The 22991-nt window shown below is 60.7% G+C and carries 19 protein-coding genes; 7 read left to right on the top strand and 12 right to left on the bottom strand.

All coding sequences use genetic code 11. The features are described 5' to 3' along the window. Positions 1 to 136: 136 nt before the first annotated feature. Both hrpA and aceK read right to left on the bottom strand, forming a co-directional pair. The gene (gene hrpA, locus ACTJK7_RS08565; protein ID WP_440780608.1) at positions 137 to 4048 is read right to left on the bottom strand and encodes an ATP-dependent RNA helicase HrpA; all 3912 of its coding nucleotides are present in this window, start codon (positions 4046 to 4048) and stop codon (positions 137 to 139) included. Positions 4049 to 4229: 181 nt separating this feature from the next. Further along, positions 4230 to 5951, bottom strand: coding sequence for a bifunctional isocitrate dehydrogenase kinase/phosphatase (gene aceK, locus ACTJK7_RS08570; RefSeq protein WP_064383167.1), 1722 nt, complete (start codon positions 5949 to 5951; stop codon positions 4230 to 4232). 419 nt (positions 5952 to 6370) lie between these two features. On the opposite strand from aceK, the gene ACTJK7_RS08575 reads away from it, so the two are divergent. Both ACTJK7_RS08575 and ACTJK7_RS08580 read left to right on the top strand, forming a co-directional pair. Beyond that, positions 6371 to 7996, top strand: a complete 1626-nt coding sequence (locus tag ACTJK7_RS08575; RefSeq protein WP_064383165.1) for a methyl-accepting chemotaxis protein — start codon at positions 6371 to 6373, stop codon at positions 7994 to 7996. 84 nt (positions 7997 to 8080) lie between these two features. Continuing rightward, positions 8081 to 8974, top strand: coding sequence for a DMT family transporter (locus ACTJK7_RS08580; RefSeq protein ID WP_440780610.1), 894 nt, complete (start codon positions 8081 to 8083; stop codon positions 8972 to 8974). A 58-nt stretch (positions 8975 to 9032) separates the two neighbouring features. Here the strand turns inward: ACTJK7_RS08580 and ACTJK7_RS08585 are convergent, their stop codons facing one another. Next, positions 9033 to 9896: a DMT family transporter gene (locus ACTJK7_RS08585; RefSeq protein ID WP_440780611.1), complete on the bottom strand. Its 864-nt coding sequence runs from the start codon at positions 9894 to 9896 to the stop codon at positions 9033 to 9035. Positions 9897 to 10346: 450 nt separating this feature from the next. Between ACTJK7_RS08585 and ACTJK7_RS08590 the strand changes: the two genes are divergently transcribed. Continuing rightward, entirely contained in the window at positions 10347 to 10826 is a 480-nt protein-coding gene (locus ACTJK7_RS08590) for a hypothetical protein (protein WP_108560080.1), read from the top strand. A gap of 320 nt (positions 10827 to 11146) precedes the next feature. On the opposite strand, the gene ACTJK7_RS08595 is transcribed toward ACTJK7_RS08590, so the two are convergent. Both ACTJK7_RS08595 and cysK read right to left on the bottom strand, forming a co-directional pair. Continuing rightward, positions 11147 to 12085, bottom strand: coding sequence for an aspartyl/asparaginyl beta-hydroxylase domain-containing protein (locus ACTJK7_RS08595; protein WP_064383158.1), 939 nt, complete (start codon positions 12083 to 12085; stop codon positions 11147 to 11149). 187 nt (positions 12086 to 12272) lie between these two features. Further along, positions 12273 to 13247 carry a cysteine synthase A gene (cysK, locus tag ACTJK7_RS08600; protein WP_064383157.1) on the bottom strand — a complete coding sequence of 325 codons (975 nt, stop codon included), beginning with the start codon at positions 13245 to 13247 and terminating at the stop codon, positions 12273 to 12275. Between the two features lie 128 nt (positions 13248 to 13375). On the opposite strand from cysK, the gene ACTJK7_RS08605 reads away from it, so the two are divergent. Continuing rightward, complete coding sequence (locus ACTJK7_RS08605) at positions 13376 to 14452, top strand: DUF748 domain-containing protein (RefSeq protein ID WP_064383154.1); 1077 nt, start codon at positions 13376 to 13378, stop codon at positions 14450 to 14452. Here ACTJK7_RS08605 and ACTJK7_RS08610 read toward each other — a convergent pair. Further along, positions 14449 to 14949 (bottom strand): helix-turn-helix domain-containing protein, encoded by a 501-nt coding sequence (locus tag ACTJK7_RS08610; protein WP_064383152.1) that lies wholly within the window; start codon positions 14947 to 14949, stop codon positions 14449 to 14451. The genes ACTJK7_RS08605 and ACTJK7_RS08610 overlap by 4 nt on opposite strands. Then, positions 14937 to 15167 carry a DUF4160 domain-containing protein gene (locus tag ACTJK7_RS08615; RefSeq protein ID WP_108560079.1) on the bottom strand — a complete coding sequence of 77 codons (231 nt, stop codon included), beginning with the start codon at positions 15165 to 15167 and terminating at the stop codon, positions 14937 to 14939. Before ACTJK7_RS08615 ends, ACTJK7_RS08610 begins: the two co-directional genes overlap by 13 nt. A gap of 200 nt (positions 15168 to 15367) precedes the next feature. Between ACTJK7_RS08615 and ACTJK7_RS08620 the strand changes: the two genes are divergently transcribed. Both ACTJK7_RS08620 and ACTJK7_RS08625 read left to right on the top strand, forming a co-directional pair. Next, a complete protein-coding gene (locus ACTJK7_RS08620) occupies positions 15368 to 16213 on the top strand; it encodes an AAA family ATPase (protein ID WP_007911294.1) in 846 nt (281 codons plus the stop codon). Positions 16214 to 16225: 12 nt separating this feature from the next. Beyond that, positions 16226 to 17404: a vWA domain-containing protein gene (locus ACTJK7_RS08625; protein ID WP_007956512.1), complete on the top strand. Its 1179-nt coding sequence runs from the start codon at positions 16226 to 16228 to the stop codon at positions 17402 to 17404. A 115-nt stretch (positions 17405 to 17519) separates the two neighbouring features. Here the strand turns inward: ACTJK7_RS08625 and ACTJK7_RS08630 are convergent, their stop codons facing one another. From ACTJK7_RS08630 to ACTJK7_RS08645, 4 genes are all read right to left on the bottom strand, one after another. Beyond that, positions 17520 to 18443, bottom strand: coding sequence for a biotin-dependent carboxyltransferase family protein (locus ACTJK7_RS08630; RefSeq protein ID WP_440780613.1), 924 nt, complete (start codon positions 18441 to 18443; stop codon positions 17520 to 17522). After that, positions 18440 to 19144, bottom strand: coding sequence for a 5-oxoprolinase subunit B family protein (locus tag ACTJK7_RS08635; protein WP_108560075.1), 705 nt, complete (start codon positions 19142 to 19144; stop codon positions 18440 to 18442). Before ACTJK7_RS08635 ends, ACTJK7_RS08630 begins: the two co-directional genes overlap by 4 nt. Next, positions 19141 to 19893, bottom strand: coding sequence for a 5-oxoprolinase subunit PxpA (locus ACTJK7_RS08640; RefSeq protein ID WP_064383145.1), 753 nt, complete (start codon positions 19891 to 19893; stop codon positions 19141 to 19143). Before ACTJK7_RS08640 ends, ACTJK7_RS08635 begins: the two co-directional genes overlap by 4 nt. 61 nt (positions 19894 to 19954) lie before the next feature. Next, the gene (locus tag ACTJK7_RS08645; protein ID WP_108560073.1) at positions 19955 to 21241 is read right to left on the bottom strand and encodes an MFS transporter; all 1287 of its coding nucleotides are present in this window, start codon (positions 21239 to 21241) and stop codon (positions 19955 to 19957) included. Between the two features lie 146 nt (positions 21242 to 21387). Here ACTJK7_RS08645 and ACTJK7_RS08650 point away from each other — a divergent pair, with 146 nt between their 5' ends. Beyond that, complete coding sequence (locus ACTJK7_RS08650; RefSeq protein WP_108560071.1) at positions 21388 to 22302, top strand: LysR family transcriptional regulator; 915 nt, start codon at positions 21388 to 21390, stop codon at positions 22300 to 22302. A 133-nt stretch (positions 22303 to 22435) separates the two neighbouring features. Here ACTJK7_RS08650 and ACTJK7_RS08655 read toward each other — a convergent pair whose 3' ends face one another. Beyond that, entirely contained in the window at positions 22436 to 22978 is a 543-nt protein-coding gene (locus tag ACTJK7_RS08655; protein WP_007956487.1) for a DUF2937 family protein, read from the bottom strand. Between the last annotated feature and the right edge of the window lie 13 nt (positions 22979 to 22991).

The raw sequence follows: 22991 nt of genomic DNA on the forward strand, positions 1-22991 counted from the left end.
GCCCCATTCTCAAGTTTGCTGATCGTTCCCACGCTCCGCGTGGGAATGCAGCCAGGGACGCTCCGCGTCCCAAAAGCGAACGCAGAGCGTCCGGGGAAGCGCTACCACGCAGAGCGTGGGAGCGATCAGGCACTCGCTAGGGTTCGACCTGCGTCCATTGTTTGTTCAGCCGCTTGTCGGAGATCGGCACTTTCGTCCCCAACTGCTGGGCGAACAGCGAAACCCGATACTCCTCCAGCCACCAGCGATACAGCTCGAGTTGCGGATCGCGTTTGCCTTCCTGAGCATGTTTGGCGGCGCGGGTCTGGTATTGCGTCCAGAGCCCGGCGAGTTCGCCGCTCCAGACCCGATCCTTCTGCACCTGCGCGCCCAGCTTCTCGAAACGCTGCTCGAGCGCTTTCAGATAGCGCGGTAACTCCTTGAGCCAGAGCATCGGCGTTTCGCGGACGAAGCCCGGATACACCAGATGGCTGAGCTGCTGCTTGATGTCGTTGAGCGCCACGGCCTGAGCCAGATCGATCTTGCCCTTGAAGCGTTTTTGCAGACCGTGCCAGAGCTTGAGGATTTCCAGCGTCAGGCGTGCCACGCGCTCGGCGTGTTCGGTCCAGCTTCCGCGCTTGCGCTCGGCCAGCGCCGCCAGACCTGCGCCGTCACGCGGCAACGGGTCTTCGCCCTCGAGAATGCAGCTGTCGAGGCTGGCCAGCAGAATGTCTTCGACCAGCGCATCGACACGACCCAGTTCGCGATACAACAACCCCAGTTCGGTCAGGCCCGGCAACTTGCCGCGCAGGAATTTGGCCGGTTCCGCCAGTTGATGCATCAGCAGGCGTTGCAAGGCGCGGCGGTGTTGGAACTCGGCTTCGGCCGGGGTCGAGAAACGACCTTCCTTGACCGTGCCGCCCTCTTCCACCAGCGCCGGATAGACCGTCATCGACAGCCCGGCGATCTTCTGCTGAGTCTTTTCCGCCACCGGCGCGAAGACCTTGGCCTCCACCGGTTGCTGGCTCTTCGCACTTTGCGGCACGGCCAACGCAGCCTGGCTGGCTTCGGCGAAACGCGCGGTCAGCTCGGCCAGATCCCGGCCTTCGCCGAGGAACTTGCCTTGGCCGTCGACGATTTCCAGGTTCATCCGCAGGTGGCTTTCAACCTGCTGCGCCGCTTCGGCCCAAGCCTCATCGCTGACCCGCGCACCGGTCATGCGCAGCAGCTCGCGGCCCAGCGCTTGCGGCAACGAACCTTCGGCAAAGGTCATGCGTTGCAGCGCGGCCTTGATGAAGTCCGGCACCGGCACGAAGTTTTTGCGCAATGCCTTGGGCAGGTTGCGCACCAGCGCAATGCATTTGGCTTCGATCAGCCCCGGCACCAGCCACTCCAGGCGCTCCGGCGGCAGCATCGGCAGCAACGGCGCCGGCACACGCAGGGTCACACCGTCGCGCGGGTGATTCGGTTCGAAGTGATAACTCAGAGCCAGTTCCAGATCGCCGATGTGCAGCGTGTCCGGATAATGCTGGGCGGTGACTTCGCTGGCTTCGCGGGCCAGCACGTCTTCCTCGCGCATGATCAGCAGTTGCGGATCTTTCTGGCTGTTGACCCGATACCAGCTATCGAACGTCGCGGTCTGGTGAATCTCCGCCGGCAGTCGCGCGTCATAGAACCCGAAGAGGGTTTCCTCGTCGGCCAGAATGTCCCGACGCCGGGCCTTGGCTTCCAGTTCGTCGAGCTGTTCGAGCAATTGCTTGTTGGCGGTCAGGCACTTGGCCCGGGACTGAATCTCGCCCCGCACCAGACCTTCGCGGATGAACAGCTCCCGCGAAACCACAGGATCCACCGGGCCGTAATGCACTGGCCGGCGACCGACCACGATCAGGCCGAACAGGGTGATCTGCTCGAACGCCACGACCTGGCCGCGCTTCTTCTCCCAGTGCGGTTCGAAGTGGTTCTTCTTGATCAGGTGCCCGGCCAGCGGCTCGATCCAGTCGGCGTCGATCTTCGCCACCATCCGCGCGTAGAGCTTGGTGGTTTCCACCAGTTCGGCGGTCATCACCCACTGCGGGCGCTTCTTGCCGATGCCCGACGACGGGTGAATCCAGAACCGCCGCTGACGGGCGCCAAGATAGTCGCCGTCCTCGGTTTTCTGGCCGATCTGGCTGAGCAGGCCGACCAGCACCGCTTTGTGCAGCTTCGGATAATCCGCTGGCTCTTTGTTCAGGCTCAGCTGCAAGTCGCGACAGATCAGGCTCAACTGACGGTGGGAATCACGCCACTCGCGCAGGCGCAGATAATTGAGGAAATTCTTCCGGCACCAGTTGCGCAGCGGACTGGCGGTCAACGCTTGGCGCTGTTCTTCGAAGCCACGCCACAGATTGACCAGCCCGGCGAAGTCCGAATCGGCGTCCTTCCACTGCGCGTGGGCCTGATCAGCGGCTTGCTGACGCTCCGGCGGACGCTCGCGCGGGTCCTGAATCGACATGGCACTGGCGACGATCAGCACTTCCTGCAAGCTGCCGAGCTTGGCTGCTTCCAGCAGCATGCGGCCCATGCGCGGATCCACCGGCAGGCGCGCCAACTGGCGGCCGAGCGGGGTCAGCTGACTGTTGCGATCCACCGCCGAGAGTTCTTGCAGCAGGTTGAAACCATCGCTGATCGCCTTGCCGTCCGGCGGCTCGATGAACGGGAAATCGGTGATCTCGCCGAGGCGCAGATGGAGCATCTGCAGGATGACCGCAGCGAGGTTGGTACGCAGGATTTCCGGATCGGTAAATTCCGGGCGACCGAGGAAATCCTCTTCGCTGTACAAGCGCACGCAGATACCCGGCTCGACCCGGCCGCAGCGACCTTTACGCTGGTTGGCGCTGGCCTGGGAAATCGCTTCGATCGGCAGCCGCTGAACCTTGGCGCGGTAGCTGTAGCGACTGATGCGCGCGGTGCCGCTGTCGATCACGTAACGGATGCCCGGCACGGTCAGCGAGGTTTCGGCGACGTTGGTTGCCAGCACCACGCGACGGCCCGGATGCGACTGGAAGATCCGCTGCTGCTCGGCCGGCGACAGGCGCGCGTACAACGGCAGGATTTCGGTGTGTTTGAGCTGGGCCTTGCGCAGCATGTCGGCGGCGTCGCGGATCTCACGCTCGCCGGGCAGGAACACCAGCACATCGCCGGGGCTGCGACGTTCGCTGCGCTCGTAAGCGGCGATTTCGTCGAGGGTGGCGAGGATCGCCTGATCCACAGTCAGGTCGTCTTCGACACGGTTGCCCTCTTCGTCCTGCTCAAGCGTCAGCGGGCGATACCAGGTGTCCACCGGGAAAGTACGGCCAGACACTTCGACAATCGGCGCATCGTCGAAATGCCTGGAGAAACGCTCCAGATCGATGGTCGCCGAGGTGATGATGACTTTCAGATCCGGACGACGCGGCAGCAGGGTTTTCAGGTAACCGAGCAGGAAGTCGATGTTGAGGCTGCGTTCGTGGGCTTCGTCGACGATGATCGTGTCGTAGCGTTCGAGGTAGCGATCGTTCTGGGTTTCCGCCAGCAGGATGCCGTCGGTCATCAGTTTGATCAAGGTGTTGGAATCACTCTGGTCTTCGAAGCGCACCTGATAGCCGACCAGCGCGCCCAGCGGCGTACCGAGTTCTTCGGCGACCCGGCTGGCCACACTGCGCGCGGCAATTCGCCGAGGCTGGGTGTGGCCGATCAGACCATGCTGGCCGCGACCGATCTCCAGACAGATTTTCGGCAACTGGGTGGTTTTACCCGAGCCGGTTTCGCCGGCGATGATCAGCACCTGATGCTTTTCCAGGGCCTTCTTGATTTCGTCACGCTTGGCCGCAATCGGCAGGCTGTCGTCGTAACGGATCACCGGCAGGCTGGCCTTGCGCGCCAGCACCTGATCGCAGGACGCCTGCATCCGCGCCACCCACTGGACCAGTTTGGCTTCGTCGGGTTTCTTGCGCAGCTCAAGCAACTGCCGCCGCAGCCGGTGGCGGTCGGCGAGCATGGCGTGATCGAGGTTTTTCAGCAGTTTGTCGATGGAGGGCGATTCGTCGGTCATCGGGTACGCAATTCGGTCGTCTAGTGGCGCAAGGACGCGATTGTCGCAGATTTACGCCTGACTGTGATCGTTCCCATGCTCTGCGTGGGAATGCAGCCAAGGACGCTCCGCGTCCCAAAAGCGGACGCGGAGCGTCCGGTGAGGCATTCCCACGCAGAGCATGGGAACGATCATTAACGGGTTATTCGTTATCCAGGCCCTTGCGCCGATACGGGAAAACATCAATCACTTTCCCCGCCCGAATCGCCTCCTGTAGCCCCTTCCAGTAATCGGCGTTATACAACTCGCCATGCAACTGATCGAACAATTTGCGCTGCGCCGCATCGGCAAACAGGAACGGCGGAAACTCCTCGGGGAACACATCCAGCGGACCGATCGAGTACCACGGTTCGGAGGCCATTTCGTCCTCCGGCGTGCGCGGTGCCGGTATGTGGCGGAAATTCGCTTCGGTGAGGAAGCAGATCTCGTCATAGTCGTAGAACACCACCCGGCCATGGCGGGTGACGCCGAAGTTCTTCAGCAGCATGTCGCCGGGAAAGATGTTGGCCGCCGCCAGTTGCTTGATCGCCAGGCCGTAATCCTCCAGTGCTTCGCGCACCTGGGCTTCGTTGGCGTTATCCAGATAGAGATTGAGCGGGGTCATCCGGCGCTCGGTCCAGCAGTGGCGGATCAGCACGGTTTCACCTTCCAGCGACACCGTGGACGGCGCAACCTCCAGCAGTTCCGCCAGGCACGCCGGCTCGAACTTGCTCAGGGGAAAACGAAAGTCGGCGAATTCCTGGGTATCGGCCATGCGCCCGACCCGATCGACGCTTTTCACCAATCGGTACTTCTCGATCACCGTGGCACGGTCAACGTTTTTCGACGGCGAGAAACGGTCCTTGATGATCTTGAACACGGTGTTGAAGCCCGGCAGCGTGAACACGCTCATGACCATGCCGCGCACGCCCGGCGCCATGATGAACTGGTCATCGGTGTTGGCCAGGTGATTGATCAGGGCGCGGTAGAACTCGGACTTGCCGTGCTTGTAGAAACCGATCGAGGTGTACAGCTCGGCGATGTGCTTGCCCGGCAGGATGCGCTTGAGGAAGCCGATAAACTCCGCCGGCACCGGCACATCCACCATGAAATACGAACGGGTGAAGGAGAAGATGATCGACACCTCCGCTTCGTCGGTGATCAACGCGTCGATCTGAATCCCCCGCCCTTCGCGGTGCAGCAGCGGAATCACCAGCGGCCATTGATCGTCACTGGTGTAGATGCGCCCGACCAGGTACGCCCCCTTGTTACGGTAGAGCACCGAGGAAAACAGCTCGACACTCAGCTCCGGATCCTTGCACACCCAGTCCGGCAGGTTCTCGCGCAGTTGCGCTTCCAGGCGCTGCAAGTCGCCGGGCAAATCGGCGTAGGCCTCGCTGAAGCGATAATCGGCAAAGATGCTCGCGAGCATGCTCGAGATCTGTCCATGGGGCTTGTAGGTGCGGGTCTGTGCGGCCCGCGCGCGGCGCAGGCTCGGGCGCGTGGTGTGGATGAACATGCAGCCGTCGCTGATCAGGTCGTGGCTGAACAGGCCGCAGAAAATCGAGTTGTACCAGGTCTCGGACAGTTCATCGTCGAAGCGCAGGTCGATGATGCTGATGTAGGCACTTTTCACCAGCGGCCAGCAGGTGACGTCCATCAAGGTGTCCGGCTCGAAATACTCGCGCAGGCGGGCGACGGTTTCACCGACCTTTTCTTCGTAGAGGTTGATCCGGGCCGCCGACGCGGTTTGCGTGTCCTGCCAGCGGGCCTGCTCGAAGCGCTCCCGGGCGCCGTCGGTGATCCGCCGGAAATGCTCGCGGTAATCGTCAAAGCCATCGAGGATCAGGCGGGCGATGTCGGTGGCTGGCCATTGCTGCGGCATGGATGAGACCTCTGCGGGAATTGGAGAATCTGTGCTCGAAGGCCTGAGCTTAGCCACGGAAGCGGCTGCAGGAGAAGAGCAATTTCGGCCAGATCCTCTTGCGGGTTGTACAACGACACAGTTTTTATCAAAGTTTTTTTAATCGACCGTTCGGTCAGTAAACGCCCCTTGGGGTTCTCCCCGCCACTGGGCGTCAGCCCGCGATTTGTCGGGGTTTCGGATCCAATTCAACGGCGACATCTCTAGCTCGCACTTTTGCCCGGCTTGTTCATCCCTGTCCTTTCCATCTGCCAATAGCCAATGATTGGTCTTACCAAGATAGTGGCACTTTGATATACAGCCCGCCATCACCCGCCTCACAACAAGATCCTCGGCCCACGAGGACGACCTCTCTCCCCCAAAGCCCAAGGAGCACATTGATGTCTATCCGGAATCTGCGCATCGGTTTGCGCGCCAGTTTGTGTTTTGCCGTTCTGGCCAGTCTGCTGGTAGTGGTCGGCCTGTTCGGTCTGGGCCAGATGAAAACCCTGCGCGAGAGCGCGGCGGTGATCGAGGAATCGTGGATGCCCAGCATCGAAAGCATCCATGACGCGGCGGCGAACATCGCCAGCATCCGTCTTGAGTCCCTGCGCCTGATCACCAGCACCCAGGCTGCCGTGCGCGAACGCAGCAAAGGCCTTCTCACGGCGCAACGCCAGGAATTGCTCAAGCGCCTCGACGACCACAAAGGCCTGATTGCCAGTGATCAAGAGCGGGCGATGCTGGAAGGCCTGAGCGCAGACACCGCCAAGTACCTGAGCATCCTCGACCAGATCATCAAACAGATCGACGCTGGACAAAACGATCAGGCCTACGCGCGCCTCACCAATGAACTGGCGCCCCAGGGCACGGTGCTCGACAAGACTCTGGAGCAAATGATCACGCTCAACCAACAAGGCGCGGATACCGCCGCCAAGTCCGCGGCGGCGATGTACCAGCAGGCGCTGTGGATCGTCGCCACAATCATCGTCGTCGCGCTGATTGCCACGTTGCTGCTGGCCTGGTTGCTGACCCGCAGCATCACCGCGCCGATCAATCAGGCGCTGAACGTGGCACGACGGATTGCTTCGGGAGACCTCAGTGGTCGTATCGAAAGCGCGGGGCGCGATGAAGCGGCGCAGTTGCTCACGGCTCTGGCCGAGATGCAGGGCAATCTGCGCTCGACCATTCGCGGCATCAGCGAGTCGGCCCAGCAACTGGCCTCCGCTGCCGAGGAAATGAGTTCGGTGATGGAACAGAGCACCCGCGGCCTGCAACAGCAGAATGACCAGATCGAACAGGCTGCCACGGCGGTCACCGAGATGAGCACGGCGGTCGATGAAGTGGCCGCCAATGCGGTGTCCAGTGCCGAAGCGTCCGAAGCCTCGAACGAGGACAGCAAGCACGGGCATGTACAGGTCAGCGAGACCATCAGTTCGATTCAGGAACTGGTCAGCGCCGTGCTCGGCGCCTCCGAACAGGCCGAGGGCCTGGCGACTCAGGCCCAGGACATCAGCAAGGTGCTGGAGGTGATTCGCGGCATCGCCGGGCAGACCAATCTGCTCGCGCTTAACGCGGCCATTGAGGCCGCGCGGGCCGGCGAGGCCGGACGAGGGTTTGCGGTGGTCGCCGATGAAGTCCGCTCGCTGGCCCAGCGCACGCAGAACTCTACCGAAGAAATCGAGCTGATGATCAGCAGCATCCAGCAAGGCACCGGTGCCACTGTCGGGGCTTTGCAAAGCAGTGCCGAACAGGCGAGCCACACACTGCGTCGGGCGAACAGCGCCGGTCAGGCGTTGGAGAAAATCACCGCGTCGATCTCGCAGATCAACCAGCGCAACCTGGTGATCGCCAGCGCCGCCGAGCAGCAGGCGCTGGTGGCGCGGGAAGTCGATCAGAATCTGGTGACCATCCGCGACCTGTCGACCCAGACTGCTGCCGGCGCCACCCAGACGTCTGCCGCCAGTCAGGAACTGTCGCGGCTGGCCGTCGACCTGAACGCTCTGGTGACGCGCTTCGTGATCTGATCAGAAGATTAAATGCCCGATTAGCGGTTGCCATCGCCGGGGCCCTCGGCAACACTCTCGTCCCGATGAAGGAAGGAGTGGCCCGTGAGCCCTGTCGATATATTCCGCATGCTGTCGCTGGCCGCCATCTGGGGCGCGAGCTTCCTGTTCATGCGCATCATCGCTCCGGCGATCGGTACGATTCCCACCGGATTTTTCCGTGTTTCGATTGCCGCCGTCGGCCTGCTGGTGATCCTCGGGCTGATGCGTATCAGCTGGGATTTCAAAGGCAAGCTCAAGACCGTGATGCTGCTGGGCGTGATCAACTCCGGCGTGCCGGCGACGCTGTACTCCGTCGCCGCTCAGGTGCTGCCCGCCGGTTATTCGGCAATCTTCAACGCCACCACCCCGTTGATGGGCGTGTTGATCGGCGGTTTGTTCTTCAGTGAAAAACTCACGCTGGCCAAACTGGCCGGGGTGTTCCTCGGCCTGCTCGGGGTGGGCGTGCTGACTCGCGCCGGGCCGGTCGCCTTCGATCTGCAGCTGCTGATGGGTGCGGTTGCCTGTCTGCTCGCAACCACCTGCTACGGCTTCGCCGGGTTCCTCGCCCGACGCTGGCTGGATCAGGCCGGCGGGCTCGACAGCCGTCTGTCGGCGCTGGGCAGCATGCTCGGAGCGACCCTGTTTCTGTTGCCGCTTTTCGGGTACAGCGTCATCACTGCGCCGCCGGTGAGCTGGGGTGGCTGGAATGTCTGGCTGTCGCTGTTGGGCCTGGGTCTGGGCTGCACCGCGTTTGCGTACATCATTTACTTCCGCCTGCTGAGCTCCATCGGGCCGGTGAAGTCGATGACCGTGACCTTCATGATTCCGCCGTTCGGCGTGTTGTGGGGAGCGCTGTTTCTCGATGAGCCGCTGTCGATGGCCCACGTGTATGGCGGGGTGTTGATCGCCATTGCGCTGTGGCTGGTGTTGAAACCGGCAGAAATCGCCACTCGCTGATTTGCAGATGCACGAAGGCCCGGGAGTTTCCTCCCGGGCCTTTTTCATGCGCGGCGGTCTACGCCGACTTACGGAACACAAACACCAGACCGACGATGATCAACAGCATCCCCAGCACGCTCAACGCCGCCAGGCGATTGCCGAAGATCAGGTAGTCCATCACCGCCGTCACGGCCGGCACCAGATAGAACAAACTGGTGACATTTACCAGATTGCCCCGCGCGATCAGTCGATACAGCAGCAACGTCGCCAGCACGGAAACCACCAGCCCCATCCACAACACCGGCACGATGAAACCGGCGCTGTGCTCGAAGTGAAACGGCTGGAACGGCACGAAAATCCCGCACAGCAGCAGACCGGCCAGGTACTGCACCGGCAGCGTGCCGAGGGGATTGTCGGTGATGCGTTTTTGCATGATCGAGCCGAAGGTCATGCTCGCCAGCGCCAGCAGCCCGAACAACATCCCCGCCAGCGACATCCCGGCCAGACCGATGCCCTGATAAACCACCATGATCAGACCGGCCAATCCCAACGCCAGACCAAAGATCCGGCTCGCCGAGCGCTGCCGCTCCATGATCACCACCGTAAGGATCGGCTGCACGCCCATGATGGTCGCCATCACTCCGGGGGTGACCTTCAGGTCCAGCGCCAGCAGATAAAAGATCTGATAAGCCCCCAACAGCACCACGCCGGTGGCCATCGCATACAGCATCGGCTTGCCGCCCTTGGGCAACTTCAACTTGAGCAACGGCACCAGCAGCGCCAGCCCGCACAGGGCAATCACAAAACGGATCAGCAAAAAGGCAAAGGGCGAAGCGTGGGCCAGCCCCCACTTGGAGAAGATCGCCCCGCTGCTCCACAGCAGAACGAACAGGCTTGTGGACGCCGCCGCGAGCGCGGACTTTTTCGAAAGGACAAACATGAATACCACCTGTAGTCAGGCAAATAGCCAACTCAGCCGAAGCTGAAATTCAGTAGTTTTTTTCAGGCGGGCACAGGGGTCAGCAGGAAACGCTGATCAGCCCGAAACACCAACGCCCGGCGGTGATACGACTGCGCACACCGGCGTGCTACTGACAGGTGGAGGGTAATGACTGATCTGCACAGGCTGCTGATTCCCGCACGGCACGACGCCAGCGTTGACCGCTGAATCGACTACCGCGTTGATGAGGGATGCAGGCATCTGGGCTGATCTTTTTTGAAGGGTTGAAAGGTGAGTCGTGGGACCCACGAGCGCCGACTATAACCAGCCCGCGACATGGATTGCAATGAATTGGACAAAGGGCCAGTAGCGACAGGCAGGAGGCAGGCGCATAGGCTCGTTTGCAATTGCAACGACCATTGATGGGGGACATGGAATGCGCGAGATCATATGCCAAGGGAACGTAATCATCTGCGGTATCAGTTGTACAAATCGCAAGCCAGGAAGCTTGCCCGCCTTGCCACGACTCAACTCCAGATTGACCTGGAGATGGCTGGTCCCACAACGCTTGACCTTTCGAAAGTACGTTTCGAACCCATCGACTCGTTGGCGCTGAGTGCTTTTGAGTGTTGGGAGAGCCCGCATTTTTCATGGGAAGAAGTCATTGGATGGAAAGCGCGCGAACCTCTCGCTCTCGACATCGCAATCTGGTTTGAATCTGAACTGTGCGGACTTTGCTTTGCCAACCCGAATAAAAGTCGACAACGCATCCGAATCGTACGACTGGAGGGGCGGCCAAGAGAAACACATCCATTGAAGAACCGTGTTGCACCGCTATCCGTTCTGGCAATTGAGCAATACGCCCGCATCATTGGCAGTAGCTTGATCGAGGCTCAAGAACCATTCCAGGGAGCACTACCAATTTACTAACAGCTCGGCTTCGGTTTGGATAACGAGGGTCGCCTTGTCAAAACAGTAGGGAGCCTAGTATTGTGAAAAACGCTCAAATATTGATCAACCAAGGTGGGAATATGCGCAAAGAAATAAAAAAGTCCCCCAGAAAGAAAAAAGTGCATGCAATAAGGGGTGAATCTGATCCAACGGTTCTGACAGCCAGTCAACGACGGCTCTTACAGATCATTGCTACCGGCACCGCTATCGATGAACCAAGCTTACTTGCTGGCCGTCCCTGATTCCGAAAACAAAAAAACCGCTCAAACGAGCGGTTTTTTATGCTTTTAAATCCAGCCTCAACCAAATAGCCAATACCCCAGCAACGTCAACACCACCACCGCCAGCACCGGCCGCATTACGCGGTAGGTCTTTGGATTGCGGCGTTTCCACTGTTTGACCGCACCACTGAACTTGTCGCTGAAACTCTTGCTCCACGCATAAGCCTGGTTGATCCCGCCAACACGTTCGTCGTCGAGGTTCTGCGGTGCCGTGGCGCGGCCCAGCCAGGCGCTGATGAAGCGGTTGATGCGGGTCATCAGGCGGTTGCTCAACGGCCGCTCGATGTCGCAGAACAGGATGACGCGGGTTTGTTCGGTTTCGTTTTTAACCCAGTGCACGTAAGTCTCGTCGAACATCACGTCTTCACCGTCGCGCCAGGCGTAGACCTGACCGTCGACGAAAATCCGGCAGTCGTCGGAGTTCGGCGTCGAAAGGCCCAGGTGATAACGCAGGGAACCGGCGAACGGATCGCGGTGCGGGTTCAAATGACTGCCACCCGGCAACAGCGCGAACATCGCGCCTTTGACGTTGGGAATGGCACTGACCAACGCCACGGTTTTCGGGCATAGGGTTTCGGCCGAAGGCAGCGGTTTGTCGTACCACTTGAGGTAGAAACGCTTCCAGCCTTTCTTGAAGAACGAGCCGAAACCGGCGTCATTGTTCTTCTCGGCCGCGCGGATGTAGCCCTCGTCGAACAGATGCATGGCTTCGTCGCGAATGGTTTCCCAGTTATCGCGCAACACGTCCAGTTCAGGGAATTTGCTGCGATCCAGATACGGTTTGGATGGCACGCCCGAGAACAAGTACATCAAGGCGTTGTACGGGGCAAATAGCGCCGAATGGTTGACGAACTGCCGCAGCACCGGCAAACGCGCCTTGCCGCGCAAATGCACGTAGAGGATGCTGCCCACAAACAGCAGCAACACCGACACCTTGGCGGCTAACGAAAAGGTCATCAACAACTCCTTGAAATAAGACAACGCCACGCCACGTCATTTGCCCGAGATGGCGGCCGGCCATGATAAACACTACCGGCTCCGGGAAAAACCCGCCCGACTCAAGATTCAGTGTTAAGAATTGCGCAACAAAGCACTTATTAACATAACGATCCTGAACCCTGGCTGACCTGAATCAACGCGCCCCTTACTGCTGGTTCTCCTGATCGGTGAACAGATCACTGAAAAGCATGCTCGACAGATAACGCTCACCGGAGTCGGGCAGCACCACCACAATGGTCTTGCCCTGCATTTCCGGGGTCTCCGCCAGACGCACCGCCACCGACATGGCCGCACCGCAGGAAATGCCGCACAGGATCCCTTCTTCCTGCATCAGGCGCAGCGCCATGGCCTTGGACTCGTCATCCGTCACCAGCTCGACCCGGTCAACCATCGACAGATCAAGGTTCTTCGGCACGAAACCGGCACCGATGCCCTGAATCTTGTGCGGGCTCGGCTTGATCTCTTCGCCGGCCAGCGCCTGGGTAATCACCGGCGAAGACACCGGCTCCACCGCCACCGACAGAATCGGTTTGCCTGCGGTATTCTTGATATACCGCGACACGCCAGTGATGGTTCCTCCAGTGCCGACGCCCGCTACCAGCACATCGACTGCACCGTCGGTGTCGTTCCAGATTTCCGGACCGGTGGTTTTTTCGTGAATGGCCGGGTTGGCCGGGTTATCGAACTGGGCCGGCATAAAATATTTGCCGGCATCGCTGGCGACGATCTCCGCGGCCTTTTCGATCGCGCCCTTCATGCCTTTGGCTGGCTCGGTCAACACCAGTTCCGCACCCAGCGCCTTGAGCACCTTGCGCCGTTCGATGCTCATCGAGGCCGGCATGGTCAGCAGCAATTTGTAACCGCGAGCGGCCGCCACGAAGGCCAGGCCGATGCCGGTGTTACCGGAGGTCGGCTCGACGATGGTCATGCCCGGCTTGAGTTTGCCGCTGCTTTCGGCGTCCCAGATCATGTTGGCACCGATCCGGCACTTGACCGAGTAGCCCGGGTTGCGACCTTCGATCTTGGCCAGAATGGTCACGCCACGGGGCGCGATGCGGTTGATCTGCACCAGCGGCGTGTTGCCGATGGAATGGGCATTGTCAGCAAAAATACGGCTCATGGCTGGGTCCTTGTGCAGCGTTGAATTCAGCTCTCCAAGGTAAGCCTGTTGCCTTTGTCAGTCCAGTTCGGTCGAACGTCTGCGGCAGGCGGCAGTCAACCGCCTTATACCGTTCGGGATCTATTGCCATGAAGCGTCGCTACCGCTGGCCGTTGTGGACTCTTGCCACCACCGTTGTTCTGCTGATCGCCCTGCACATCGCCCTGCCCTATCTGGTGCGCGACTATCTGAATGACAAACTGGCCAACATGGGCGATTACCGCGGCCAGATCACCGACGTGGACCTGGCGCTCTGGCGCGGGGCCTACAAGATCAATGGCCTGAAAATCGTCAAGGCCGACGGCAAGGTGCCGGTGCCATTCGTCGATGCGCCGGTTATCGACCTGTCTGTCAGTTGGCACTCGCTTTGGTACGACCATGCTGTCGTGGCACAGGTTAAATTCTTTAAACCTCAGGTTAACTTCGTCGATGGTGGTGCCAACAAGCAGAACTCCCAGACCGGTCAGGGCACCGACTGGCGTGAGCAACTGGGCAAACTGTTGCCTATCACGCTCGACGAAGTGCAGATCAGCGATGGGCGGATCAGCTTTCGCAACTTCAACTCCAAACCACCGGTAAACATGAATGCAACCAACGTCGACGCCAGCATTTACAACCTGACCAACGTGGTCGACAAGGAGGGCAAACGCGACGCTCGCTTCGAAGGCAAGGCCCTGCTGCTGGGGCATGCCCCGCTGGAAACCACAGCCACCTTCGACCCCTTGAGCGATTTCGAAGACTTCGAATTTCGCCTGCGGGCCCGCGACATCGAACTCAAGCGCATGAACGACTTCGCCTCGGCCTACGGCAAATTCGACTTCAACGCCGGCCACGGCGACGTGGTCATCGAAGCCGCCGCCAACAAGGGCCAGCTCAAGGGCTACATCAAACCGCTGCTGCGCGACGTGGACGTGTTCAACTGGCAGCAAGATGTCGAGAACAAGAACAAGGGGATCTTCCGCTCGATCTGGGAAGCACTGGTCGGCGGCACGGAAACCGTGCTGAAAAACCAGGGCAAGAACCAGTTTGCCACCCGAGTCGAACTCAGCGGCAGCGTGCACCAGCAAGATATCAACGCGTTCGAAGCGTTTTTGCAGATTTTGCGCAATGGGTTCATCCAGGCCTTCAATGCCCGGTATGAACGGCCGAAGCCGGATGCGGGCTAAGTTTTTCGGTTGACGATGTAGTGCCCGGTATCCTCTGCCGCGATCAGTGCAGGCTTCTCCTGCAACGAATCCCAACCCAGACAGGCCAGGGCCAATGATCGCGGCACCGCTTCCCGACCATTACTGTAGCGACTGATGCTGCGGGCGCTGACACCCAGCGCTTCGGCCGCCTCATTCAACGGTAGACCGGTGCGAGCGCGCCAATCCATGAAAATCCGTGTGTTTTCGTCGGGCGCATTTTGCGCGAGCGCGTCCCGGTACAAGGTATCGGCACCAATCTGGATATCCGGCTCCAGCCACTCCACGCTCCAGCCGTCGTCACCCAACTCAGCGCTTGCGAACACTTCAGCGTCCAGTAGCGGAGCGAGCCCCGGATAGGTTTGCAGATCGCGGCTCAAGTCCAGGTTCAGCCGTTGGCCATCAATAAAGGTCAACGACAGACAAGCATCGCCAATAGCCTGCACCGCCGCCAATCTAGGCCGCTTCATGGGTAACATCGTTTCCAGTCCTCCAGCAATTGCGTCTGATGGGCCGAAACCCACGCCAACGCTTCCTTGACGATCAGTGGCGGTGCCTTGCCCATCATGACCTCGACGGTTTCCAGGCTCAGCATCACATCCACTCCGCCACCGGTCAGGTGAACATGGGGTGGCGGGTGATCCGTCTCGCGCAACTGAATGCGGTATTTATCGCGAAATCGGTATTTGGTAGTCATGCCCGAAGGCTATCGCCAAATCGGCGATACCTGAATACTGGCCTCGTGCCGAAACTGAGTCAACATGTGACGCCCCATTCAGAGACTGAATAAGCCGTCTGCGTTCACAGTCGACCGGGCCGCGCGTTATAGTCGGGCATCCGATTATTTCGCCCCCGCCCTGCCCGTTCAGGTCGGCGTTACCGTTCGAGGATTAGCAGATGAAGTTCGAAGGCACCCAGGCCTACGTCGCCACCGATGACCTGAAGCTGGCGGTCAACGCCGCCATCACCCTGGAGCGGCCGCTGCTGGTCAAGGGCGAACCGGGCACCGGCAAGACCATGCTCGCCGAGCAACTGGCCGAATCGTTCGGCGCCAAATTGATCACCTGGCACATCAAGTCCACCACCAAGGCCCATCAGGGCCTGTACGAGTACGATGCGGTCAGCCGTCTGCGCGACTCGCAACTGGGCAATGAAAAAGTCCACGACGTGCGCAACTACCTGAAGAAGGGCAAGCTCTGGGAAGCGTTCGAGTCCGAAGAGCGGGTCATTCTGCTGATCGACGAAATCGACAAGGCCGACATCGAGTTTCCCAACGATCTGCTGCAAGAACTCGACAAGATGGAGTTCTACGTTTACGAGATCGACGAGACCATCAAGGCCAAAAAGCGTCCGATCATCATCATTACTTCCAACAACGAGAAAGAGCTGCCGGACGCCTTCCTGCGCCGCTGCTTCTTCCACTACATCGCCTTCCCCGACCGCACCACCCTGCAGAAAATCGTCGACGTGCACTACCCGGACATCAAGAAGGATCTGGTCAGCGAAGCGCTGGACGTGTTCTTCGACGTGCGCAAGGTGCCGGGCCTGAAGAAGAAGCCTTCGACCTCGGAACTGGTGGACTGGCTGAAGCTGCTGATGGCCGACAACATCGGCGAAGCGGTGCTGCGCGAACGCGATCCGACCAAAGCCATCCCGCCGCTGGCCGGTGCGCTGGTGAAGAACGAACAGGACGTGCAACTGCTTGAGCGCCTGGCGTTCATGAGCCGTCGCGGCACCCGCTAAGAGGCTGACGCCATGTTGCTCAACCTGTTCAATGAAATGCGTGCAGCCAAGGTGCCGGTGTCGGTGCGCGAGCTGCTCGACCTGATCAACGCGCTGAAACAGCGCGTGACCTTCGCCGACATGGACGAGTTCTACTACTTGTCCCGGGCGATTCTGGTGAAGGACGAACGGCATTTCGACAAGTTCGATCGTGCGTTCGGCGCCTACTTCAACGGCCTGGAAAAACTCGACGACCACTTGCAGGCGCTGATCCCCGAAGACTGGCTGCGCAAGGAATTCGAGCGCTCGCTGACCGATGAGGAACGCGCGCAGATCCAGTCCCTCGGCGGTCTGGACAAGCTGATCGAAGAGTTCAAGAAACGCCTGGAAGAACAGAAGGAACGCCACGCCGGCGGCAACAAATGGATCGGCACCGGCGGCACCAGCCCGTTCGGCTCCGGCGGTTTCAACCCGGAAGGCATTCGGGTCGGCGATGCCGGCAAACGCCAGGGCAAAGCGGTGAAAGTCTGGGATCAGCGCGAGTACAAGAACCTCGACGACTCCGTGGAACTGGGCACCCGCAACATCAAGGTCGCCCTGCGCCGCCTGCGCAAATTCGCGCGTCAGGGCGCGGCGGAAGAACTGGACATCGACGGCACCATCGACCACACCGCCAAGGACGCCGGCCTGCTGAACATCCAGATGCGCCCGGAACGGCGCAACACGGTGAAGCTGTTGCTGCTGTTCGACATCGGCGGCTCGATGGACGCCCACGTGAAGATCTGCGAGGAGCTGTTCTCGGCCTGCAAGACCGAGTTCAAGCATCTGGAGTACTTCTATTTCCACAACTTCATTTATGAGTCGGTGTGGAAGAACAACATGCGCCGCACCTCCGAGCGCACCTCGACCCAGGACCTGCTGCACAAGTACGGCGCCGACTACAAAGTGATCTTCATCGGTGACGCCGCCATGGCGCCTTATGAAATCACCCAGGCCGGCGGCAGCGTCGAGCACTGGAACGAAGAGCCGGGTTACGTGTGGATGCAGCGCTTCATGGAGAAATACAAGAAGCTCATCTGGATCAATCCGTACCCGAAAGATACGTGGGGCTACACCTCGTCGACGAATATCGTGCGGGATTTGATCGAGGACCAGATGTATCCGTTGACCCTGCGCGGGCTGGAAGAAGGGATGCGGTTTCTGTCCAAGTAATTCGTTGTCTGGACTGACGCCATCGCTGGCAAGCCAGCTCCCACAGGGATCGAGGTGAACACAAATCTTGTGAGCACCGCCGAACACTGTGGGAGCTGGCTTGCCAGCGATGCTTTTAGCGTTGTTTGAACTGGCGCAGATATTCGACGTGTTCCCGGTGTGCGACGTCCTGTACCACCGGGCGCAACCTGACCTTCGCCCCCGGCAGACACTGTGCCAGGCGGGCCAGCGCCAACGGTGTCAATGCGCCCAATCGTGGATAGCCGCCAATGGTCTGCCGATCATTGAGCAATACGATCGGCTGCCCGTCCGGCGGCACCTGCACCGCGCCCAGCGGAATGCCCTCGGAAATCATTGGTTTACCCTGATACTGCAACGCCGTCCCCAGCAACCGAATGCCCATGCGATCAGCACGACTGTCCAGCGTCCAGGCACTGTTGAATGCATCGAACAGGCTCTGCCCGCTGAACTGACCGATCTGCGCGCCGAGCACCAGATCGAGCGGCGCGTCGAGGTGCAGATCCGGTCGATGCTCCGCCGGCACCTCGCGCACCAACAGGGTTTCACCCTGATAACTCAGCGAAGCGCCCTTGGCCAGCGGCAGGCCAAAACCATCGAGCCCGCCGAGTTCTTCGCGCACGACCGTGGCACTGCTGCCCAACACTTGCGGCGCACTGAAACCGCCGGGCGCCGCCAGATAGGCCCGCGCGCCCAGCAACGGCTGGGTGAACTTCAAGGTCTGCCCTTTGCGCAGCTTGAAACTGCGCCACGGCGCCAATGCCTCGCCATCGATCTGCGCGCCAAGATCGGCGCCGGCCAATGCCAGCAAGCAATCTTCTTCAGCCACCACCGTAAACCCGCCGAGGGTAATTTCGATTACCGGCAAGTCCAGGCCATTGCCCAGCAGCCAGTTTGCCCAGGCCATCGACCGCCAGTCCGCCGCGCCGCCCTGGGTCACGCCCAGATGGCGCACGCCAAACCGTCCGGCATCCTGCAACAGGCACAACGGCGTACTCGCTTCAATCGTCAGTCGGCTCATGCGAGGGCCTCCAGAGGCGTGTCGTCACCGCCGAGGCGGATGAATTCGGCATGGCTCACCGCTTCGAAACGCACGGTATCGCCGGGCTGCATGAGGCTGTAGCCATCGCGTTCACGGTCGAACAGTTTTGCCGGCGTGCGACCGATCAGATTCCAGCCACCGGGAGAGACCACCGGATACGCCGCTGTCTGCCGTTCGGCGATGCCGACGCTGCCGGCGGCGACTTTCTTGCGTGGGGTATTCAGACGCGGTGCCGCGAGGACTTCTTCCACCAGGCCCATGAAGGCAAACCCCGGTGCGAATCCGAGCGCGAACACCTGATATTCACGGGCACTGTGGCGGCGGATCACCTCCTCTACTGCCAAGCCGCTGCGTTGAGACAGCAAACTCAATTCCGGGCCGACGCTCAGGTCGTACCACACCGGCAGCACATGACACTGGCCGCCGGTGCGCGCATTCGGCGACAGGTCGATCAGCGCTTCGGCGATCAATTCCCGGGCCTGACTCGGACTCAATTCGGTCAGGTCGTAATGCACCATCAACGTGGTGTACGACGGCACCAGATCGATCAGATGCCCGGCGAACACCGCGCGCAGCCGCTCGCTGGCGGCGAGCATCCACGGCATGTTGGCTTCGGCGATTTCATCGAACAGGCGCAGCATCAGGCAATCCAGCGCCACCACTTCCACCCGCGGATTCATGGTGCGCTCTGCTCGTTCAAGGCCTGACGAATGCGCTGCACGGCCGCCACTGAACTGGCGTTGTCGCCGTGCACGCACAAAGTGTTGGCTTGCAGGTGCAGCGCGCTGCCGTCACTGGCGGTGAGGTTGTCGCCACGGGCGATGGTCAGCGCTTGCCCGATGATGGTTTCGCAATCGTGGTGCACCGCGCCCGGCAGTTGTCGCGAGACCAGTCGGCCGGCGCTGTCGTAGGCGCGGTCGGCGAAGGCTTCGAACCACAGCGTCACACCGTATTCGTCACCGAGTTGCTGGGCTGCCGTGTTGTCGCGGGTGGCCATCAGCATCAACGGCAAGCTGCGATCGTAAGCCGCGATGGCCTGAATCACCGCGCGCAACTGCGCCGGGTTCGCCATCATGTCGTTGTACATCGCGCCGTGGGGTTTGACGTAACTGACTTTGCCACCCTGGGCACGGCAAATGCCGTCGAGGGCGCCGATCTGGTAATGCAGGATGTCTTGCAGTTCCTGGGCGGTGTACGCCATGGAGCGCCGGCCGAACCCCACCAGATCCTGATAGGCCGGATGCGCGCCGATCTGCACGCCGTGGCTCAGGGCCAGGCTGACGGTCTTGCGCATGATGCCCGGGTCGCCGGCGTGAAAACCGCAGGCAATGTTGGCGCAATCGATGAAAGGCATGACTTCCGCGTCCAGACCCATGGTCCAGCTGCCGAAGCTCTCGCCGATGTCACAGTTCAATAGCAGGCGGCTCACGGTGAACACTCCTGTAGCTGTTATCTTTTTGTGCTGTAGGACAGTTGTCGCAGGTTATCAGTTACTGCGCGTCCAGTTGCTTGCCACGGGTTTCCGGCAGGCTCAACGCCGCGAGAATGACCACGCCGTAGGACACCGCCGCAAAGGCACCGATACCTACGCTCAGTGGCACTTTCTGGCTCAGCAGGCCGATCAGCAGCGGGAACAACGCCGCCAGCGCCCGGCCGATGTTGTAGCAGAAGCCCTGCCCCGAACCGCGAATCCGCGTAGGGAACAACTCAGTCAGAAACGCGCCCATGCCACTGAAAATCCCAGAGGCGAAGAAGCCCAGCGGGAAACCCAGCCACAGCATCACGCCGTTGCTGACCGGCAATTGGGTGTAGAGCAGAACGATGGTGAACGAGCCGACCGCGAACAGGATGAAGTTCTTCTTGCGGCCCAGCAGGTCGGTCAAATAGGCGCTGATCACATAACCGGCGTAGGAACCGATGATCACCATCGCCAGATAACCGCCGGTGCCGAGTACGCTCAAACCGCGTTCGTTCTTCAGAAAAGTCGGCAGCCAGGAGGTAATCGCGTAATAACCGCCGAGGGCGCCGGTGGTCAGCAAAGAGGCGCGAATCGTGGTGAAGAGCATGCCGGGGGCGAAGATCTCGTAGAACTTCGACGGGCTTTCCGGGGTTTGTTTGGCTTTGGCTTCACGATAAATCTCCGGGTCCTTCACCAGACGGCGGACGAAAATCACGAACACCGCCGGCACGATGCCGAGGATGAACAGTGCGCGCCAGGCATCTTCCGGTGGCAGCACCGAGAACAGCAGCGCATAGAGAATTGCCGTCAGCCCCCAACCCAGCGCCCAGCCGGATTGCACCATGCCCACCGCCTTGCCGCGGTCCTTGGCGCGGATCACTTCACCGATCAGCACGGCGCCGGCGGTCCATTCACCACCGAAACCGAAGCCCATCAGTGTGCGGGCGATCAGCAGCTGTTCGTAGTTTTGAGCTAAGCCGCAGAGGAAAGTGAAGAAGGCAAACCACAGAACCGTCAGTTGCAGGGTGCGCACGCGGCCGATGCGGTCGGAGAGAATTCCCGCCACCCAACCGCCGATGGCCGAAGCGATCAGGGTGCTGGTGTGGATCAGGCCGGCTTCGCCAGTGGTGATGCCCCACATCGCGATCAGGGTCGGCACCACGAAGCTGAGCATCTGGGTGTCCATGCCGTCCAGACCGTAGCCGATCTTGCAGCTCCAGAAGGTCCGGCGCTCCTGCTGATTGATGTTGCGATACCAGTCGAACGGGCCGGGACGGGCCGCAGTCTTGGGGAGGTCGAGGGTGTCGGGCGCACTCATGGCATGTCTCCGCAGGCTTTTATTGGTCTTGTTCGAAGCTCCGACGACGCCTATCGTGGGAACCGGATGCGTCGATTCTTGGGTGCGTCACCCGGTCGCGTCCAACGAATAAAAACCCGCCCAAGACATAAGAAAAATTTGTTGCCATGAACCTGAAGTTTCTCGAAACCTTCGTCTGGGTCGCCCGGCTGAAAAGTTTTCGCCTGACCGCCGACAAGCTGTTCACCACCCAGGCCTCGATCTCCAGCCGGATCGCGGTGCTCGAAGGCGAGCTCGGGGTGAAGCTGTTCCTGCGTGATTCACGCGGCGTCAGCCTGACGCCCGAAGGTTTGAAAGTGCTGGACTATGCCGAGCAGATGCTCGACACGATGCAGGCGCTGAAGCAGTCGATCGAGACCCGATCGAGCAAGGTCGGCCGGGTACGGATCGGGGTGATGGATACGGTGATCCACACCTGGCTCAGCCCGCTGGTGGCGCAGATGACTGATCTGTACCCACGGGTGGAAATCGAGCTGGTGGCGGATACCTCGCTGAACCTCTGCGATCAGCTGCAAAAAGGCTTTCTCGATCTGATCCTGCAAACCGATCTGGTGCGCCAGGAAAGCGTGCGCAGCCTGGAGCTGGCCAGCCACCCCATCGGCTGGATCGTCGCCAGCAACTCGATCTACAACCGCGATTACCAAAGCCTCGCCGACCTGGCCCAGGAACGGATCATCACCTACTCGAAAAACTCCCGGCCGCACCAGGACATCCTGGCGTTGATGCAGGCCCAAGGTGTGTTGGCGCCACGGTTGAACTGTGTGAATTCGGTGTCGGCGATTACCCGGCTGTTACGCGACGGGTTCGGCATTGGCGCGTTGCCGCCGGTGCTGGTGGCCGAGGAGCTGGCGCGGGGCGAACTGACCCTGCTCGACATCGAACAACGCCCGCCGAACCTGCAGGTCGTGGTGTCGTGGCGGGTCGGTGTGGAATGGGTCGAGGAGATTGTGACGCTGTGTCAGCAGGTGCTGGAGGGGTATACACAGAAAGTGGGCGAGAACTACATCGTGCTCGCCCCTTGATCGTTCCCACGCTCTGCGTGGGAATGCAGCCCGGGACGCTCCGCGTCCCTCGCAAGCCGAACGCGGAGCGTCCGTTGAGGCATTCCCACGCAAACGGTTCGACGCCTCGACGTGGGAACGATCTTCATAAGGCTCAGAGCCCGCGCACATCCCGGTCTTCGATCGGCCGGCTCTGGCGCAGGCGCTTGCCGCCCAGCACCACCCAGTCGATCAGACGGAACAGGCACTCCAGGCCGAACGACAGCAGCAACGCGCCGCTCATGCCCCAGATCATCGCCTCAGGCGTCAGCAGGATCTGGTAGCTGTAGCCATTCCAGGTTTCCTTGCGGATGTCCGGATCGGCGGCCAGCACCACCTGCAGGAAGCGGATGTACCACGGGCCCTGCATCGCCTGGAATTGCTTGTCCAGCGCCAGCTGACGGTTGAGCAAAGTGCTCAAGCTGTCGGCATCGCTGCGAAACACCGGATCTTCGCTGGCCCGGTAATGGGCGACCAGCGCCTGGATATCACCCTTGAAGAACTGCTCGGCGGTGCCCTGGAAGCCGCGCAGACCGGTCTGCGCCTCGATCAGGTGCGCTTCGACCCGCTTGGCGTAATCGTTGATGAAGCCCGGCACCTGGACACCGATCAACAGGCCCGCCGCAAACAACACCAGCCGTAGATAACTGAGCAACATGGGGGTGCAATCC

It is taken from the genome of Pseudomonas sp. 22085 (assembly GCF_052045815.1).
Lineage (GTDB): Bacteria > Pseudomonadota > Gammaproteobacteria > Pseudomonadales > Pseudomonadaceae > Aquipseudomonas > Aquipseudomonas glycinae.

Bases quoted from the DNA above. Each gene is read 5' to 3' on its own strand.
- ACTJK7_RS08630 (WP_440780613.1), bottom strand. From the start codon at position 18,443: ATGAGCCGACTGACGATTGAAGCGAGTACGCCGTTGTGCCTGTTGCAG.
- ACTJK7_RS08605 (WP_064383154.1), top strand. From the start codon at position 13,376: ATGAAGCGTCGCTACCGCTGGCCGTTGTGGACTCTTGCCACCACCGTT.
- aceK (WP_064383167.1), bottom strand. From the start codon at position 5,951: ATGCCGCAGCAATGGCCAGCCACCGACATCGCCCGCCTGATCCTCGAT.
- ACTJK7_RS08585 (WP_440780611.1), bottom strand. From the start codon at position 9,896: ATGTTTGTCCTTTCGAAAAAGTCCGCGCTCGCGGCGGCGTCCACAAGC.
- ACTJK7_RS08650 (WP_108560071.1), top strand. From the start codon at position 21,388: ATGAACCTGAAGTTTCTCGAAACCTTCGTCTGGGTCGCCCGGCTGAAA.
- hrpA (WP_440780608.1), bottom strand. From the start codon at position 4,048: ATGACCGACGAATCGCCCTCCATCGACAAACTGCTGAAAAACCTCGAT.
- ACTJK7_RS08590 (WP_108560080.1), top strand. From the start codon at position 10,347: ATGCCAAGGGAACGTAATCATCTGCGGTATCAGTTGTACAAATCGCAA.
- ACTJK7_RS08620 (WP_007911294.1), top strand. From the start codon at position 15,368: ATGAAGTTCGAAGGCACCCAGGCCTACGTCGCCACCGATGACCTGAAG.
- cysK (WP_064383157.1), bottom strand. From the start codon at position 13,247: ATGAGCCGTATTTTTGCTGACAATGCCCATTCCATCGGCAACACGCCG.
- ACTJK7_RS08625 (WP_007956512.1), top strand. From the start codon at position 16,226: ATGTTGCTCAACCTGTTCAATGAAATGCGTGCAGCCAAGGTGCCGGTG.
- ACTJK7_RS08615 (WP_108560079.1), bottom strand. From the start codon at position 15,167: ATGACTACCAAATACCGATTTCGCGATAAATACCGCATTCAGTTGCGC.
- ACTJK7_RS08575 (WP_064383165.1), top strand. From the start codon at position 6,371: ATGTCTATCCGGAATCTGCGCATCGGTTTGCGCGCCAGTTTGTGTTTT.
- ACTJK7_RS08595 (WP_064383158.1), bottom strand. From the start codon at position 12,085: ATGACCTTTTCGTTAGCCGCCAAGGTGTCGGTGTTGCTGCTGTTTGTG.
- ACTJK7_RS08655 (WP_007956487.1), bottom strand. From the start codon at position 22,978: ATGTTGCTCAGTTATCTACGGCTGGTGTTGTTTGCGGCGGGCCTGTTG.
- ACTJK7_RS08645 (WP_108560073.1), bottom strand. From the start codon at position 21,241: ATGAGTGCGCCCGACACCCTCGACCTCCCCAAGACTGCGGCCCGTCCC.
- ACTJK7_RS08635 (WP_108560075.1), bottom strand. From the start codon at position 19,144: ATGAATCCGCGGGTGGAAGTGGTGGCGCTGGATTGCCTGATGCTGCGC.
- ACTJK7_RS08610 (WP_064383152.1), bottom strand. From the start codon at position 14,949: ATGTTACCCATGAAGCGGCCTAGATTGGCGGCGGTGCAGGCTATTGGC.